General features: G+C 71.7%; 14 protein-coding genes. 9 read left to right on the top strand and 5 right to left on the bottom strand.

All coding sequences use genetic code 11. The annotated features are described in order from the left end of the window. Positions 1-47: 47 nt before the first annotated feature. Positions 48-2,471: a low temperature requirement protein A gene (locus tag ACSNN9_RS16780; protein WP_436674187.1), complete on the bottom strand. Its 2,424-nt coding sequence runs from the start codon at positions 2,469-2,471 to the stop codon at positions 48-50. 193 nt (positions 2,472-2,664) lie between these two features. On the opposite strand from ACSNN9_RS16780, the gene ACSNN9_RS16775 reads away from it, so the two are divergent. Further along, positions 2,665-3,333: a M23 family metallopeptidase gene (locus ACSNN9_RS16775; RefSeq protein WP_436674205.1), complete on the top strand. Its 669-nt coding sequence runs from the start codon at positions 2,665-2,667 to the stop codon at positions 3,331-3,333. A 27-nt stretch (positions 3,334-3,360) separates the two neighbouring features. On the opposite strand, the gene ACSNN9_RS16770 is transcribed toward ACSNN9_RS16775, so the two are convergent. Continuing rightward, on the bottom strand, positions 3,361-4,095 hold the full coding sequence (locus ACSNN9_RS16770) for a DUF899 domain-containing protein (protein ID WP_436674185.1): 735 nt from the start codon (positions 4,093-4,095) through the stop codon (positions 3,361-3,363). Positions 4,096-4,648: 553 nt separating this feature from the next. Here ACSNN9_RS16770 and ACSNN9_RS16765 point away from each other — a divergent pair. Continuing rightward, positions 4,649-5,428, top strand: coding sequence for an SIR2 family NAD-dependent protein deacylase (locus ACSNN9_RS16765; protein WP_436674184.1), 780 nt, complete (start codon positions 4,649-4,651; stop codon positions 5,426-5,428). Between the two features lie 46 nt (positions 5,429-5,474). Here ACSNN9_RS16765 and ACSNN9_RS16760 read toward each other — a convergent pair whose 3' ends face one another. Next, the gene (locus ACSNN9_RS16760; protein ID WP_436674183.1) at positions 5,475-6,425 is read right to left on the bottom strand and encodes a tetratricopeptide repeat protein; all 951 of its coding nucleotides are present in this window, start codon (positions 6,423-6,425) and stop codon (positions 5,475-5,477) included. A gap of 164 nt (positions 6,426-6,589) precedes the next feature. Between ACSNN9_RS16760 and ACSNN9_RS16755 the strand changes: the two genes are divergently transcribed. Then, positions 6,590-7,024 (top strand): VOC family protein, encoded by a 435-nt coding sequence (locus ACSNN9_RS16755; RefSeq protein ID WP_436674181.1) that lies wholly within the window; start codon positions 6,590-6,592, stop codon positions 7,022-7,024. A gap of 135 nt (positions 7,025-7,159) precedes the next feature. Further along, a complete protein-coding gene (locus tag ACSNN9_RS16750) occupies positions 7,160-7,996 on the top strand; it encodes a phosphotransferase family protein (protein ID WP_436674180.1) in 837 nt (278 codons plus the stop codon). A 51-nt stretch (positions 7,997-8,047) separates the two neighbouring features. Here the strand turns inward: ACSNN9_RS16750 and ACSNN9_RS16745 are convergent, their stop codons facing one another. Then, positions 8,048-8,578 carry a GNAT family N-acetyltransferase gene (locus ACSNN9_RS16745; protein WP_436674179.1) on the bottom strand — a complete coding sequence of 177 codons (531 nt, stop codon included), beginning with the start codon at positions 8,576-8,578 and terminating at the stop codon, positions 8,048-8,050. A 110-nt stretch (positions 8,579-8,688) separates the two neighbouring features. Here ACSNN9_RS16745 and ACSNN9_RS16740 point away from each other — a divergent pair, with 110 nt between their 5' ends. The 3 genes from ACSNN9_RS16740 (at position 8,689) to ACSNN9_RS16730 (ending at position 10,719) form a co-directional block, all read left to right on the top strand. Beyond that, a complete protein-coding gene (locus ACSNN9_RS16740) occupies positions 8,689-9,294 on the top strand; it encodes a YdeI/OmpD-associated family protein (protein WP_436674178.1) in 606 nt (201 codons plus the stop codon). Continuing rightward, positions 9,291-9,980, top strand: coding sequence for a DinB family protein (locus ACSNN9_RS16735; RefSeq protein WP_436674177.1), 690 nt, complete (start codon positions 9,291-9,293; stop codon positions 9,978-9,980). The genes ACSNN9_RS16740 and ACSNN9_RS16735 overlap by 4 nt, the downstream gene beginning before the upstream one ends. A 169-nt stretch (positions 9,981-10,149) precedes the next feature. Then, positions 10,150-10,719 carry a hypothetical protein gene (locus tag ACSNN9_RS16730; protein ID WP_436674175.1) on the top strand — a complete coding sequence of 190 codons (570 nt, stop codon included), beginning with the start codon at positions 10,150-10,152 and terminating at the stop codon, positions 10,717-10,719. 44 nt (positions 10,720-10,763) lie between these two features. Here ACSNN9_RS16730 and ACSNN9_RS16725 read toward each other — a convergent pair whose 3' ends face one another. Continuing rightward, positions 10,764-11,243 (bottom strand): barstar family protein, encoded by a 480-nt coding sequence (locus ACSNN9_RS16725; RefSeq protein ID WP_436674173.1) that lies wholly within the window; start codon positions 11,241-11,243, stop codon positions 10,764-10,766. A 216-nt stretch (positions 11,244-11,459) separates the two neighbouring features. Here ACSNN9_RS16725 and ACSNN9_RS16720 point away from each other — a divergent pair, with 216 nt between their 5' ends. Together ACSNN9_RS16720 and ACSNN9_RS16715 are read left to right on the top strand one after the other, a co-directional pair. Beyond that, positions 11,460-11,852, top strand: a complete 393-nt coding sequence (locus ACSNN9_RS16720) for a hypothetical protein (protein WP_436674172.1) — start codon at positions 11,460-11,462, stop codon at positions 11,850-11,852. Between the two features lie 114 nt (positions 11,853-11,966). Continuing rightward, positions 11,967-13,565, top strand: a complete 1,599-nt coding sequence (locus ACSNN9_RS16715; protein WP_436674170.1) for a glycoside hydrolase family 64 protein — start codon at positions 11,967-11,969, stop codon at positions 13,563-13,565. Positions 13,566-13,593 lie beyond the last annotated feature (28 nt).

The raw sequence follows: 13,593 nt of genomic DNA, 5'->3' as shown, positions 1-13,593 counted from the left end.
TCGGTGGTCCAGGGCGCGACGAGGGGCGTCCGGGAGCGGCCCGGTGCTCAGCGACCGTCGGATGGCGTGGCGGCGCGCAGCGAGGTGGTGGTGGCGACCGCGACGCCGACCGTCGCGAGCAGCACCAGCGTCGCGAGGCTGGGCAGCGCGGCGGTCGCCGGAGCGGCCAGCGCCACCACCAGCAGCCCGAGCACCCGTCGCCGGCAGAACCGGCCCACCGCGCGTCGCCAGATCAGCTGGTCGCCGACGAGGAAGAGGACCACGCCGCCGTGGAGGACGGCGTGTCCCAGCGACTGCAACGGCGTGGCCGGCCGCTGCGCCACCTGCGCCAGCGTCGTCGTCAGGCCGAGGGCGACCAGGATCAGCCCGGCGACGATCAGCAGGTGCAGGTAGGTGTAGGCGTCGCGGGCCAGGGCCGCCCCGCGCGGGCCGGTCGACACCTGCGACAGCCGCCGGTCGAGGACGCGGTCGGTGCCGACGTACGTCCACCACAGGGCGGCGAGCAGGGTGACGATCAACGCGACGGTGAACAGGGCCGCCACAGAGATCGACGTGTCGGCCAGCGCGATGCCGGTGGAGATGAAGCCCTCCCCGAAGGCGACGAGCACGATCAGGTTGTACCGGTGCGTCCAGTACTCGAGCGAGCGGATCCGCCAGTTGCGGGCACCGGTCAGGTAGCCGCCCGCCAGGTCCAGCACCAGCGCGGCCGTCCAGCACGCCGCGCTGACCGGCGAGATGGCCTCCCCGGTCGAAGGAAAGGTCAGCGTCGCGCCCACCAGGAGCGTCAGCGCCGCCGCGGTGGGCAGGGCAGCCCGGGACGCCTGGGCCCGCAGCGCCGGGTCGGGCCGCGCGATCCACCAGAACGAGGCGAGGTGCAGCACCCGGACCGCCACGTAGCAGGCCGTCACGATCAGCGGACCGGGCAGCCCGCCGGGCACGCGGCTGAACGCCTGCGGGATGGCGACGCCCAGCACGAAGGTCAACGCGCCCGCCGCCAGCACCGTCACCCGCACCGGGGTGGTGGCGCGGGGCGTCACGCTCCCCAACCAGGCGTACAGGCACCACGACCACCACAGCAGGACCAGGACACCGAGCCCCTGCGCCACCCCCGCCGGGGACGGCTGACGGTTCACCAGGACGGTGATCTGGATGAACGCGTACACGACGATCAGGTCGAAGAAGAGCTGGTGCGGGCGGACCACCGTCACCCGCTGCACCGTGCCGGCGACCGCGTCGTGCAGCCGGCGGTGCCGGTGGCCGAAGACGGTACGGTCGGCGGCCACGACGGTGCCCAGGCAGGCGACGAGGATCGCCAGCGATGCGAGCACCGGCACGTTCAGGACCACCGGTGCGGTGGCGAGGAGCAGCACGATGCCGAGTGCCACGCTGCGACCCAGCAGGCCGAAGCCGCGCCTCTCGAAGGCGAGCAGCCCGAGCAGGTAGAGCAGCGCCCCGCCGTGCAGGGCGAGCGCGCCGCCCGTGCTCCACGGGTCGGCGGTGCTCACGTCCGTCGCGCTCAGGGCGTGTTTGAGGCCGAGGGCGAGCAGGATGAGGCCGCCGACCATGGGTAGGTGCAGCAGCGCGTAGGCGTCGAGGCCGATCAGCGACGTGACGCCGCCGGGCAGCCGCCGCAGCGACTGCTCGGCGGCGAACCTGGCGAGGTCGAAATAGGTCCACCACAGCACGAGCACCACGACGACGCCGAGGGCCGACCCGGCGATCACCGGCCAGGTGATCGCCGGGTCCCCGACCAGCCCCCCGCTGGTGCCGATCGAGATGATCGTCTCGCCCAGGGCGACGAGCACGATCAGGCTGTGCCGTTCCGCCCAGTGGCTGACGGAACCGAGCCACCAGTCGCCCGTGCGCAGCGCCACCAGGCCGGCGTAGTCGACGCCGGTGGCCACGGTGAACAGCACCACCTGCGTGAGGCGTACCGGCGGCCAGGTCGGCAGCAGCGCCGACAGGGACGCGGCGGCCAGCAGCAGCAGCGTGGTGACGCACAGCGGCAACCACGCGCGGAGCGCGAACAGGGGCCGGTCGCCGGTGTTCAGTCCGGCGAGGGTGGTGACCGCCAACGGCCCGAGGCGCACCAGGACGAACGCGACGGCGAAGACGAGGGGGCCCCACAGACCACCCGGCCGGTCCACGAACGCCACCGGCAGGGCGACACCGACCACGAAGATGCCGGCCGCCGCCGCGAAGACGACCAACGGCATGGCGGCCCGGTCGAAGCGCACCGTGTTTCCGAGCCAGGCGTACGACGCCCAGCACCGCCACAGCAGCGCGACCACGAGGAAGCCCTGCAACAGCCCGAGGGGGTGGACGTTCGCCGACATCAGCTCGGTGACGTTGAAGAACGCGTAGACGAAGACCAGATCGAGGAACAGCTCCAGGCGCGTCACCCCGCCCGGGCCGGCCTGGATCCGCCCGGCCACCGCGGCGTGGATCCGCCCGGCCCCCGACGCGCTCATCGCCACCCGACCACTCTCCCAACAGGCGGGCGGGCGCAACGCGGGATCGCCGAAGCCGGCGCCTGGGGGCGCCGCGGGTCGAACAGCGTCCCGCGGGCGCCACCGAGCGCGGCGTCGGTGAGGTGGACGTGGCCGGGCTCGAGCCCGGCGTCGTCGACCGGTGCCGGGGGCGGCTGCCTTGCCGGCGTCTGCCATGCTCGGCCCGGTGACGACCGGCCACCCCACCAGCCCCCGCACCCATCGTCGCAAGCGCAGCCGCCGTCTCCGGGTCGTGCTGGCTTCCGGCGCCGTCGCGGTGCTCCTCGCCGCCGCCGTCTTCGTCGTCGCGGTGGTCGTGCCGCTGGTGCGGCCGGCGGGCCCGCGCCCGCTCTTCCAGCTTCCCGTCGCGTGCGGCGAGACGTGGCAGTTGGGCACCTACCCCGGTCACGACGACTACGACGTCGACCTGTTCCCCACCGAGGGCGAGGCGTGGGGCCGCCCGGTGCTCGCGTCCTACGCCGGGAAGGTCACCGTGGCGGGGATCAACGGGTCACTGGGTGGCCGTACGCCCGACAACCCGGACGGGCCGCGTGGTCGCGGCGGCGGCTACTGGGTGAAGATCGACCACGGCGGCAAGTGGGAGACGCAGTATCTCCACCTGCTCGAGCCGCCGCTGGTCCGGGTCGGTCAGCGGGTGGCTCAGGGTGAGCAGATCGGGCGTCTCGGCAGCACCGGCAACTCCGGGGCGCCGCACCTGCACTACGAGCAGCGCCGGGGCTGGGAGAAGGTCGAGGCCTACTTCGACGGCGTGCCGTCGGGCATCACCCACGACGACACCGAGTACACGGTCAGACGCAAGAGCAACAACTGCGTCCCCGGGTGAGCGCCGCCGCGGGCGGCCGGGCGGAGGTCAGTGGCAGTCGCAGTGGCTGTCGGGCGCGTCCGTGCCGTAGGTGTCGTGCAGGGGGAACTCGTTGACGTAGCGCTGCCGGCCCAGCGGGGTGAGGTCCAGGTAGTTGTACGTGTTCAGCAGCGGGTCGAGGCCGCGGCCGTACACGGAGTAGGTGTGCAGGATCCGTTCGCCGTCGCGGACGAAGACGCTGAGGCCGTGCGCTTCGCCCTGCAGGTGGTGGGTGAGGCCCTCCGCCGCCAGGGTCTCGGCGTCCTTGTAGTTGTATTCCACGGGGGCGACGGCCGGGTCCATGGTGACGTGGAAGTCGTAGTTGAAGTCGCTGCCGTGGGAGGAGTACCAGGGAAAGCGCCAGCCCATCCGGTCCTTGAAGGACGCGATGGACGGGAACGGCGCGCGGGAGACGACGGCGAGGGTCGTGTCGCTGGCGTGCAGGTGCGCGAGGTGCCCGAAGTTGTCGACCAGCAGGGAGCAGCTCGTGCACCCCTCGGCCCATTCCGGGTCGAACATGAAATGGTAGACGATCAATTGTCGTCGGCCCTCGAACATGTCCGCCAGCCGAACGGTGCCCTCGGGTCCGGTGAAGGAGTAGTCCTTCTCGATGGCGACCGCCGGCAGTTCGCGCCGCAGGGCGGTGGCCCGGTCCCGCAGGCGGGTGAGCTCCTTCTCCCGGTCGAGCAGTTCCTTGCGGGCGTCGACCCACTCGTCCCGGGACACGACCTTCGGTGCAATCATGGACGACACGCCTTTCCGCTGAAGCGCCTGGACCATTCTTATCGGGCGACGCGCGTTCACACCAGCCTTCGCCCGGTGTCGTGGGATTCCCATTTCCGGTGCCCGGCCCGGCGATTCCGCCAGCGGTGGCGAACAACGGGCAGGTGGGCCGGCCCGCCCTCGACGCCGAAGGCCCGCCGGCCGGAGAGATGGAACCGGCGTACGCCGGAGAAGTGCGCATTATCGAATAAGGCCCGTGCCGCCCTCGCGCGCCCACAACACCTGCTCGCCGAGATGGTCGAGCGGATGCCCGACGCCACCTTGTCACGATCGCGGCCGGCCACGACGTGCACGCCGCCCGGCCGGCCGGGTTCCTCGCCGCGGTCGACGCTTCCTCGCCGACCGCGGCGGGGCAGCGGGCCCCGACCGGGTACGGGTGGGGTCGGGGCGCTGGGCTAGCGTCGACGGACGGGGACGGCGTGGCCGACTGCGCCAGGTCGTCGAGCGGCTGACGGCGTGGCACGAGTACGGCCGGATCTGGCCCGGCGGATCCGGGGCAAAGGGAGCAGGCCAGATGGGGGAGCGGTCGGTGCGGGAGGCCGCGGCGCTGTTGGCGCAGGCCCGGAGTGTCGTGATCTTCACCGGCGCGGGCGTCTCCGCGGAGAGCGGAGTGCCGACCTTCCGCGACGCCCTCACCGGCCTGTGGCGAAGCTTCGACGCGCAGCGGCTCGCCACGCCGGAGGCGTTCCGCGACGATCCCGCGCTGGTCTGGGGCTGGTACGAGTGGCGACGCGACGCCGTGCGGCGGGCGCGCCCGAACGCGGGTCACGTGGCCGTGGCCGCGATCGAGGCACGCGTCCCGGGCACGGTCGTCGTCACGCAGAACGTCGACGACCTGCACGAGCGCGCCGGCTCGGTCGCGCCGATCCACCTGCACGGCAGCCTCTTCGCGCCACGCTGCGGGGCCTGCGCCCGCCCTGCGCCGGTGCCCGACGAGGCGCCGGCGGAGCCGGGCGACGGGCGGCGCGTGGCCCCGCCCCGATGCGTGAGCTGCGCGGGCCCCGTCCGCCCCGGGGTGGTGTGGTTCGGTGAGGCGTTGCCGGCCGCGGCGTTGGAGGCCGCCGTCGAGGCGGCCTCCGCCTGCGACCTGCTGGTGACCGTGGGCACCTCGGGGCTGGTGTATCCCGCCGCCGAGATTCCCCAGGTGGCTGCCCGCCTCGGCGCCACGGTGCTACAGGTCAACCCGCAGGAGACGCCCCTGGACGCCGTGTCCGACGTGAACCTGCGCGGCCCGGCCGCCCAGGTGCTGCCGGCCCTCGTGCGGGCCGCCTGGGGCGGCGCCGACCAGGTGTGACGGCGAAAGCCACGGCGCGGGAACGGGCGGCCGGGGCGCCCCCGGGTCAGGAGGGGCGGCGCATGCCGAGCTGGTCCAGCCAGCCGTCCACGTCGAAGCCCTCCGCCTCGGCCCGGTCGAGCCACTCGCCGGCGCGGGCCGGATCGGTGGGCAGGCCGGAGCCGAGCAGGTACATCACCCCGAGGGTGGCCGCCGCGCGGGGGTTCCCGGCGTTCGCCGCCCGCTCGTACCAGCTTGCGGCGACGGCCTCGTCCCGGGGGAACCCCCGCCCGCTGGCGTGCCCGGCCGCGACGTTGTACAGGGCGCGGGGGTGGTCCCGGTCCGCCGCGCGCAGCAGCCACTGCCGCGCCACCGTTTCGTCGCGCGGCAGCATGTCCCCGGTGTCGTACAGGACGTGCAGCTCGAACATCGCGTCGGCGCTGCCGGCCCCGGCGGCCTCCTGGTGGTACCCGACCGCCGCCTCGCCCTCGCCCAGCAGGTAGTGCACGATGCCGGACCAGTAGCGTGCCTCCCCGGTCGGGTCGTCGGCGCGCAGCGGCTCCAGCAGCGTCAGCGCGTACCGGCCGACCCGGTCCACGGCCTCCCGGCCGACGGCCGCGAACAGGTACGCGCCCTGGCGGTTGCCGTGCCGGGCGGCCTCGGCGAAGCAGCGCAGGGCGGCGTCCAGGACGTCGTTCCCGCTGGTGGGGAACGGGTGCGGCGACGGCCACGCCGGCAGCTGCGTGACCGGCAGGTCGAGCAGCCGGCGTCCCAGGGGCACCCACACGTCGGCGCGGCCGGCCCGCGCCGCGGTCAGGTAGCCGCGCAGCAGCACCTCGTACGCCCGGATCGGCAGGATCCCGATCATCACGTCCCCGCGCACGATCCGGCCGTCGATCTCCCGGCACAGTCCTTCGAGGTACGCGGCGTCGATCGGCTCGGCGGCCGTCACCCGCTCGGTCTCGGCGAGCAACGTCTCGCCGGGGGCGGACGGGGCGGTGGCAGGAGTCAAGGTCACGCCGCCACCCTACTGTCGTCGTCGTCCCGCCCCACGTTCGCGGTACGTGCTCGGACGGGCGTGACCAGCCACGCTCCCGCTCAGGAGCCGGCCGCACGCGCCAAGACCCGGCCGGGGGCGGGCCCGTGGGAGCCGACGCGAGGCCCCGGCTCTATGGTGGAGCGATGACGTCGGTCAAGCAGTTCCAGGTCACCTTCGACTGCGCGGAACCTGAGCGCGTCGCTCGTTTCTGGTGCGAGGTGTTGGGGTACGTCGTACCGCCGCCACCGGAGGGGTTCGCCACCTGGGACGACTTCGATCGCGCGCTGCCGCCCGAGCGTCAGGGTTCGGCGTTCGCCTGCGTCGATCCCTCGGGCGTGGGGCCGCGACTGTTCTTCCAGCGCGTTCCCGAAGGCAAGGTCGTCAAGAACCGGGTCCATCTTGACGTGCGGGTCGGCACCGGGCTCGTGGGCGAGGAGCGCCTGGCCGCACTTGAGGCCGAATGCGCGCGACTGGTCGCGCTCGGCGCGGTACGCGTGCGACTGCTGCGCGCCGATGGCGTCAACGAGTCGTGCCTCGTGATGCAGGACGTCGAGGGCAACGAGTTCTGTCTCGACTGAGTGGCCGCGAACGTGGCACCTTCGCGAGTCGACCGGTGTAGCAGTTCGCCCGTCGATGACGGAGTGGTGCGTGTGGCAAGTGCGACCGAGGTGGGTATTCGCTGGGCCGAGTCGACGTGGCGGCGTCGGACGACCATGGTGCGGCCTCTCACCGGTGGCTGGACGTCGACCATGCTGGGCCTGACCGGACACGACGGCGAGCAGGCGGTACTCCGGCTGATGACGAAGGAGCCGTGGCGCCGACACGCCGCCGGGCTGCTCTCCCGGGAGGCGGCTGTCCAGCGGCAACTGCAACGCTCGTCGATCCCGGTGCCCCGCAGCATCGCCCTCGATCTGTCCGGAGACACCGCCGGGGCACCGGCACACCTCATGTCCTGGCTGCCCGGGCGGCTGTGCCTGAACTCTGCCGCGGACGACGTCCTGGCGGCACTGGCACAGGTGCTCGTGGACATTCATCAATTCGATCCCGGGCCGGACAGGCCACGGGAGTACCAGTCGTGGGCGACGCCGGGCAAACGGGTCATGCCGCCGTGGGCGCAGCGGCGACAGCTGTGGAGTCAGGCGTTCGCGCTGCTGGAGCAACCCGCGCCGGCCTATGCCGGCACGTTCCTGCACCGGGACTTCCACCTGGGGAACCTGCTGTGGTCGCAGGGGCGGGTCAGCGGCGTGGTGGACTGGGTCGAGACGTCGTGGGGACCGGCGAACCTGGACGTCGCACACGCCGCCACCTATCTGGCCATGTTGCACGGCGCCGAGGCCGGGGTCAGATTCACGAACGTGTACCGCCGCCGGGTCGGTGGCCGCCACGACGAGGACGAGTTCCGGTACTGGAACGTCATGGACATCGTCGGCTACCTGCCGGACCCGGCGAAGGTCGTCCAGCCATGGCGCGACTCCGGGCTGGACATCAGCGACGACCTCGCCCGCAGCCGGCTCGAACAGCGCCTCGAGCAGGTTCTACGAACTCACTGACGACCCGATCGGATCCCGCCCGGTGCTCGACCCGCGCACGGTCCTTGCCGGTCAGCTGACCAGCTTCTCAAAGAGTTCGTTCGGCGTGTCGTAGTACCTCGTCGTCCGGCCGAGGTTGGTCATGCCGAGCCGCCGGCAGACGGCCTGGGAGGCACGGTTGTCCGGATCCGTGACCGCGATGACCCTCGTCAGGCCCCGGCTGAACGCGTCGTCCAGGACCGCTGCCGCTGCTTCGGTGGCGTAGCCGTGCCCCCAGGCGTCCGGATGCAGGTGCCAGCCGATCTCGACATCGGTCGGCCCGCCGGCCGGTTCCCCGGCCGACAGGGGAATCGGCTTGAGCAGGAGGTTTCCCACCAGCCGGCCGTCCGCCGCCGTGGTGATGGCCCAGATCCCGTGGATCGGATCGTCGACGGCGCGTCGGCGTGCGATCGAGGCGAGGGCATCCTCGCGGTTGTTCATCATCGTGGGCTGCGCGCCCAGGAACCGCACGACCTCCCAGCGCGACTCGAGATCCAGAAGGAAGTCGGCGTCCTCGTCGCGCCAGGGGCGCAGCAGGAGGCGGTCGCTCGCGATGGTGCGCATGCGAGCAATCTAGTGACGGTCCGCCGAGCGACCGGCGCGCCGGTCGCCCGACGAGCCGGGCGGTCCAACGGGAAGAGGCTGCGGCCACGGCGTAGCGATAGCCTGCCGTCATGGCGAGTGCCGAACTGGATGAGTTGATCGTCGCGGACGCCGACGCGCTGCGTGCGTGGTTGTCGGCCAACCACGCCACGTCGCCCGGCGTCTGGCTCGCCCTGACCAGAAAGGGCGGCACAGTCACGACGTTGACCTGGCAGCAGGCGGTCGACGAGGCCCTGTGTTTCGGCTGGATCGACGGGCAGGCCCGTAAACGGGATGAGGAAAGTTCCTGGATCCGGTTCACCCCGCGCAGGCCCCGCAGCTCCTGGTCACAACGCAACGTCGCGCACGTGGCCCGGTTGGAGGCGCAGGGGCGGATGCTGCCCCCGGGCCGCGCCGCCGTGGAAGCCGCCAAGGCGGACGGGCGGTGGGCGGCCGCCTACGCCCCGCCGTCGGAAGCCGAGGTGCCGGCCGACCTGCTCGCCGCCATCGCTGCCGACCCCGCTGCCCAGGCCATGTTCGACGTACTCACCAAGACAAACCGCTTCGCTCTCATCCATCGCGTCAATGCCGTCAAACGGGCGCAGACCCGCGAGCGGAAGATCGGCGAGTTCGTCGCCATGCTGGCCCGTCACGAGACGATCTACCCGCAGAAGGCCAAGCCTCCGAACTCGCCGTGATCGATCTTGATGATCAGTTACTCCCGGCCGTGACCGGGATCTGGCGCGAAGCTCGACGCTGGGTCGCGCAGACGGGATCTCCCGCCGAGCGGGCGTCAGGGGCCGCGCCGGCGATGCCGACACGCCAACCGACCGCTCGTGCCGATTTACGCTGGCTGTGCCTGAGTGTCGTCTGGGATGCTTCGGCCATGCCTTCCTACCCGCCCACCTTCGCCGATGAGGTCGTGGCACAGCCATTCCGTGCCCAGTTCGAGGCGTTCCTCGACGAGCACCGTGGCGCGCTCAATGGCTGCCTGGACGGGCTGACGGAGGAACAGGCGCGCCGATCGTTGGTGGCCTCCCGGACCACGCTGCTGGGTCTGGTGAAGCACGCGACCTTCGTCGAGAAGGTTTGGTTCGACGAGGCCGTCACGTGCCGGTCGCGCGCGGAGATCGGCATCCCCGCGGCGTCGGAGGAGTCGTTCATCCTCGACGACGACGACACGATCGCCACCATCCAGCAGGCACACCGCGAGGCCTGCGAGGCGTCACGCCAAGCCACGTCACGCCTGGGTCTGGACGACATCCTGCACGGGCACCGGCGGGGCCCGCTTCCGCTGCGGTGGGTGTATCTCCATGTGCTGCGCGAGCTCGCCCAGCACTGCGGGCACGCCGACATCCTTCGAGAGCAGCTCGTCACCGAGTAGTGCGGGGACGTCCGCTCCTGCCGCCGATCGCCCGTGACGACAGGCGGTGGGCCGTCAGGCACCCGGTCAGACCAGGCCCGGCCCCGCTCCGCCGGGTGGGTTGGTCGGACCACGAGTACGGTGCAGCCGACAGGACCAGCTCCCGCGGCGGCTGATCTACTGTGTGCGCGTGCCGCTGCTGCGCTGGAACGACCCGCTGCCCTGGAGGCCGCGCCGCGTCCTGGTCGCAGGCACGTCCGGCGCGGGCAAGACGAGCCTGGCCATGCTGATCGCCCAGTCCTGGCGGCTTCCCCGGGTCGAACTCGACGCGTTGCATCACGGAGAGAACTGGGTGCCGCGCCCGACGTTCAGGCACGAGGTCGAACAGTTCGCGGCACAGCCACGGTGGGTGACCGAGTGGCAGTACACCGCCAAACTCGGGGACATCCTCCAGAGCAAGGCCGACCTGGTCCTCTGGCTCGACCATCCGCGCCGCCTGGTGATGCGGCAGGTCATCGTGCGTACGGTCGCCCGTAGGGTTCGGCGCGAACATCTGTGGAACGGCAACGTCGAGCCAGCGCTCCGCACGGTGTTCACCGATCCCGAGCACGTCATCCGGTGGGCGTGGCGTACGCATGGCGGCCCGGGCAGGCGGGTCGCCGCACTGCTCGACCGGCGCGACGAGGAGGTTGCGGTGGTCCGACTGCGTGGCCGTCGCCAGGTGAACCAGTGGGTACGCCGCAATCTCACTGTCAGCTGATTCCTGGCACCCCCGCGCCCGGCGGCGGTTGCGGGCCTCGACGACTACCGCAGGGTGTGGGCCGCCGAAGCGATCTCCTGCCGCAGCAGTGCTGCCTCCTCGTCGAGGTCACACAACAGCAGCACCTTGAACGGGACTCCCTTGCCGTTGGGCCGGCCGAGCGGGCTGGCCCAGTAGTGGACGGTCTGAGAGAGGATCTGGAACAGGGTGTGCCGATCCCCGGCACCGCTCGACAGCAACCGGGGAGCGTTGTCGACGACGATCAGATAGCCGTCCGCAGGTAACCACTTCAGATCGCGGAGGCATTCGGACAACGCTGCCCAGTTCCAGCCGAAGTAGCTAGGAAAGAGCAGCGCGTCCGAGAATTCGTAGAAGGCATGGTCCGCATCGCTCATTCTCGTCGCGTCGAGACGGGCGACAACGAATCTGCCGGTTGCCGGAAGCACCGCTGTCAGTTCCACCACGGCGCTGCGCGAGCAGACCGCGAGCTGATCAGCGGAGCGGTGCCACCAGTCGTCTGTCATCCATCCCCGCCAGGGTCGACGTAGTCGGCGGGTACCCGCCCAGCTCGGCTCTGCCCACGATACGGTGCGATCCGTGCTGCCCGGTCCTGCCAGCTGTCGGCGCGTGATGACCCGACTCGCTCGTGCGCGATCCGTGCGCGTGGCGGCGGGGGCGACGGGCCCAGCACGCGGTCGCGCCGATGAGCGGTGCCCGGCGGCGCCTGACACCATGGCCCGGTGCGGCGATACCCGACTGTGCCACCGACCTTCGTACTGGCCGGCGCCGACGTGGCGCTTGTAGGTCTGTTCTCGGCGAAGGACAAGGAGTTCAGCACGAAGCTCGACGTCCTGGCGGCCTCCGTGCGGGCCCGTGGCGGGCGGGTGGTGAGCCGGCACGTCCAGCGGCGGGGTGTCTCGAGTGGCGGTGCGGCCAAGATGGCTCTGCCCTTCTCGCGGCGGACACTGCTCAGCCCGGGCAGGGCGCGCGAGATCGCGCAGGCGTGCCGGGCCGCCGCGGTCGGTGTTGCGGTGTTCGTGAACCCGCTCACGGAGCACCAACGAGCCGTCCTCGGCGACATGTTCGGGTGCTGCGTGATCAGCGGCGAGGACCTCTCCACCGCCGGCCGGTGAGCGCCCGCGTGTCGGCGACGACCATTTGCGTACGTCTATTGACAGGGGTGCCGCTTCGGACCGACGCTGAGAGAGCGCTCTCTTCACTTGTCCACCATCCCCGAGGAGGAGTTCGTGAAGTTCCGAAGAAGGCTGCTCGCCGCCGTGTCCGCGCTGGTCGCCGCCGCCCCGGTGACCGTCGCCGCGTCCCCCGCCCAGGCCGTCGGCCCGGCGCTGTTGCCCGTCACCGTCACCAACAGCACCGGCCGGGGCGAGGCCGTCCACCTGTACGTGATCGGTGTGCAGCTCTCCAGCGGCCGCCTCGGCTACGTCAACCAGGGCGGCACCTTCGTCCCGTGGTCGGGCGGGCAGCTCCCGCCGTCGCCCGCGCCGGACGCCTCGATCCCGGGCCCCGGCAACGGCGGCAGCACGACCATCCGGTTCCCGCGCGGGTTCTCCGGCCGCGTCTACTTCTCCTTCGGCGAGAAGCTCAAGTTCTTCCTCACCCCGGACGGCCTGGTCCAACCCGCGCCGTGGGCGGCCGGCGACGCCAACCGCGACATCCTGTTCGACTGGAGCGAGTTCACCTACAACGACGCCGGACTGTGGCTCAACAGCTCACAGGTCGACATGTTCGCGGTGCCGCACGCGGTCACGGTGACCGGTGCCAGCGGCGTCACCAAGCGCACCGGCGATGTCGTCGCGGGCGGCCGCAACGCGATCATCGAGGGCATCCGGTCCCAGCCGGGCTGGGCCAACACGGTCCACACCCGCTCCGACGGGACGGTGCTGCGGGTGCTCGCGCCCGGCAAGGCGGCCGGCGCCGGCCTGTTCAGCGCCACCTACCTCGACTCCTACATCGCGTCGGCGTGGAACGCGTACACGACCAGGACGCTGACCGTGGTGCCGTTCGCCGACCAGCCGAACACCCGCTACTTCGGGCGGACCTCGGGCAACGTCATGACCTTCACCAACGGCGCCGGCCAGGTGGTCGCCTCCTTCAACCGGCCCTCGTCGGCGAGCGTCTGGGGGTGCGACGGCGATTTGCCCGCACCCAACGACCCGGTCGTCGGCCCGATCTCCCGGACGCTCTGCGCCGCGCTGAACCGGGGCACGCTCGGCACCATCGACACCCAGCCCAGCACCAATGCCGCCGAGTTCTACCGCAACAACCCGACGAACCACTACGCCCGCGTCATCCACGCCAACATGGTCGACGGCAAGGCGTACGCCTTCGCCTTCGACGACGTCGGGGCGTTCGAGTCCCTGGTCCACGACGGCGACCCCCGCGCGGCCGGGCTCATCCTGAGCCCCTTCGGCGCGGGCGGTAGCGGACCGGGGAACCCCGGTGGCGCGGTGCCCGTGCTGAGCAACTGGAACAACAAGTGCATCGACGTGCCGAACGCGAACTTCGTCGACCGCGCGCAGTTGCAGATGTGGAACTGCAACGGCACCGACGCGCAGAAGTGGACGTTCACCGGCGACACCCTGCGCAGCCAGAACAACAAGTGCATGGACGTGGACGGCGGCGCCACCGGCAACGGCGCGGTCGTCCAGCTCTACACGTGCAACGGCACGGGCGCGCAACGGTTCACCCTGAACGCCGCCGGCGACCTGGTCAACCTCCAGGCCGGCAGGTGCGTCGACATCCGGGACTGGAACAGCGCCGACGGCGCGAAGCTCCAGCTCTGGGACTGCGCGGGCACCGCCAACCAGAAGTGGCGCAAGGGCTGATCCCGTTTCGGGGGGGGGGGGGGGGGGG

It is taken from the genome of Micromonospora sp. URMC 107 (assembly GCF_051386315.1).
In the GTDB taxonomy this organism is placed as follows: domain Bacteria; phylum Actinomycetota; class Actinomycetes; order Mycobacteriales; family Micromonosporaceae; genus Micromonospora.
Note: the sequence above shows the minus strand (reverse complement) of the source record. Positions and strands in the feature narration are given on the sequence as shown.

Bases quoted from the DNA above. Each gene is read 5' to 3' on its own strand.
- ACSNN9_RS16780 (WP_436674187.1), bottom strand. From the start codon at position 2,471: ATGAGCGCGTCGGGGGCCGGGCGGATCCACGCCGCGGTGGCCGGGCGG.
- ACSNN9_RS16775 (WP_436674205.1), top strand. From the start codon at position 2,665: ATGCTCGGCCCGGTGACGACCGGCCACCCCACCAGCCCCCGCACCCAT.
- ACSNN9_RS16770 (WP_436674185.1), bottom strand. From the start codon at position 4,095: ATGATTGCACCGAAGGTCGTGTCCCGGGACGAGTGGGTCGACGCCCGC.
- ACSNN9_RS16765 (WP_436674184.1), top strand. From the start codon at position 4,649: ATGGGGGAGCGGTCGGTGCGGGAGGCCGCGGCGCTGTTGGCGCAGGCC.
- ACSNN9_RS16755 (WP_436674181.1), top strand. From the start codon at position 6,590: ATGACGTCGGTCAAGCAGTTCCAGGTCACCTTCGACTGCGCGGAACCT.
- ACSNN9_RS16750 (WP_436674180.1), top strand. From the start codon at position 7,160: ATGGTGCGGCCTCTCACCGGTGGCTGGACGTCGACCATGCTGGGCCTG.
- ACSNN9_RS16745 (WP_436674179.1), bottom strand. From the start codon at position 8,578: ATGCGCACCATCGCGAGCGACCGCCTCCTGCTGCGCCCCTGGCGCGAC.
- ACSNN9_RS16740 (WP_436674178.1), top strand. From the start codon at position 8,689: ATGGCGAGTGCCGAACTGGATGAGTTGATCGTCGCGGACGCCGACGCG.
- ACSNN9_RS16725 (WP_436674173.1), bottom strand. From the start codon at position 11,243: ATGACAGACGACTGGTGGCACCGCTCCGCTGATCAGCTCGCGGTCTGC.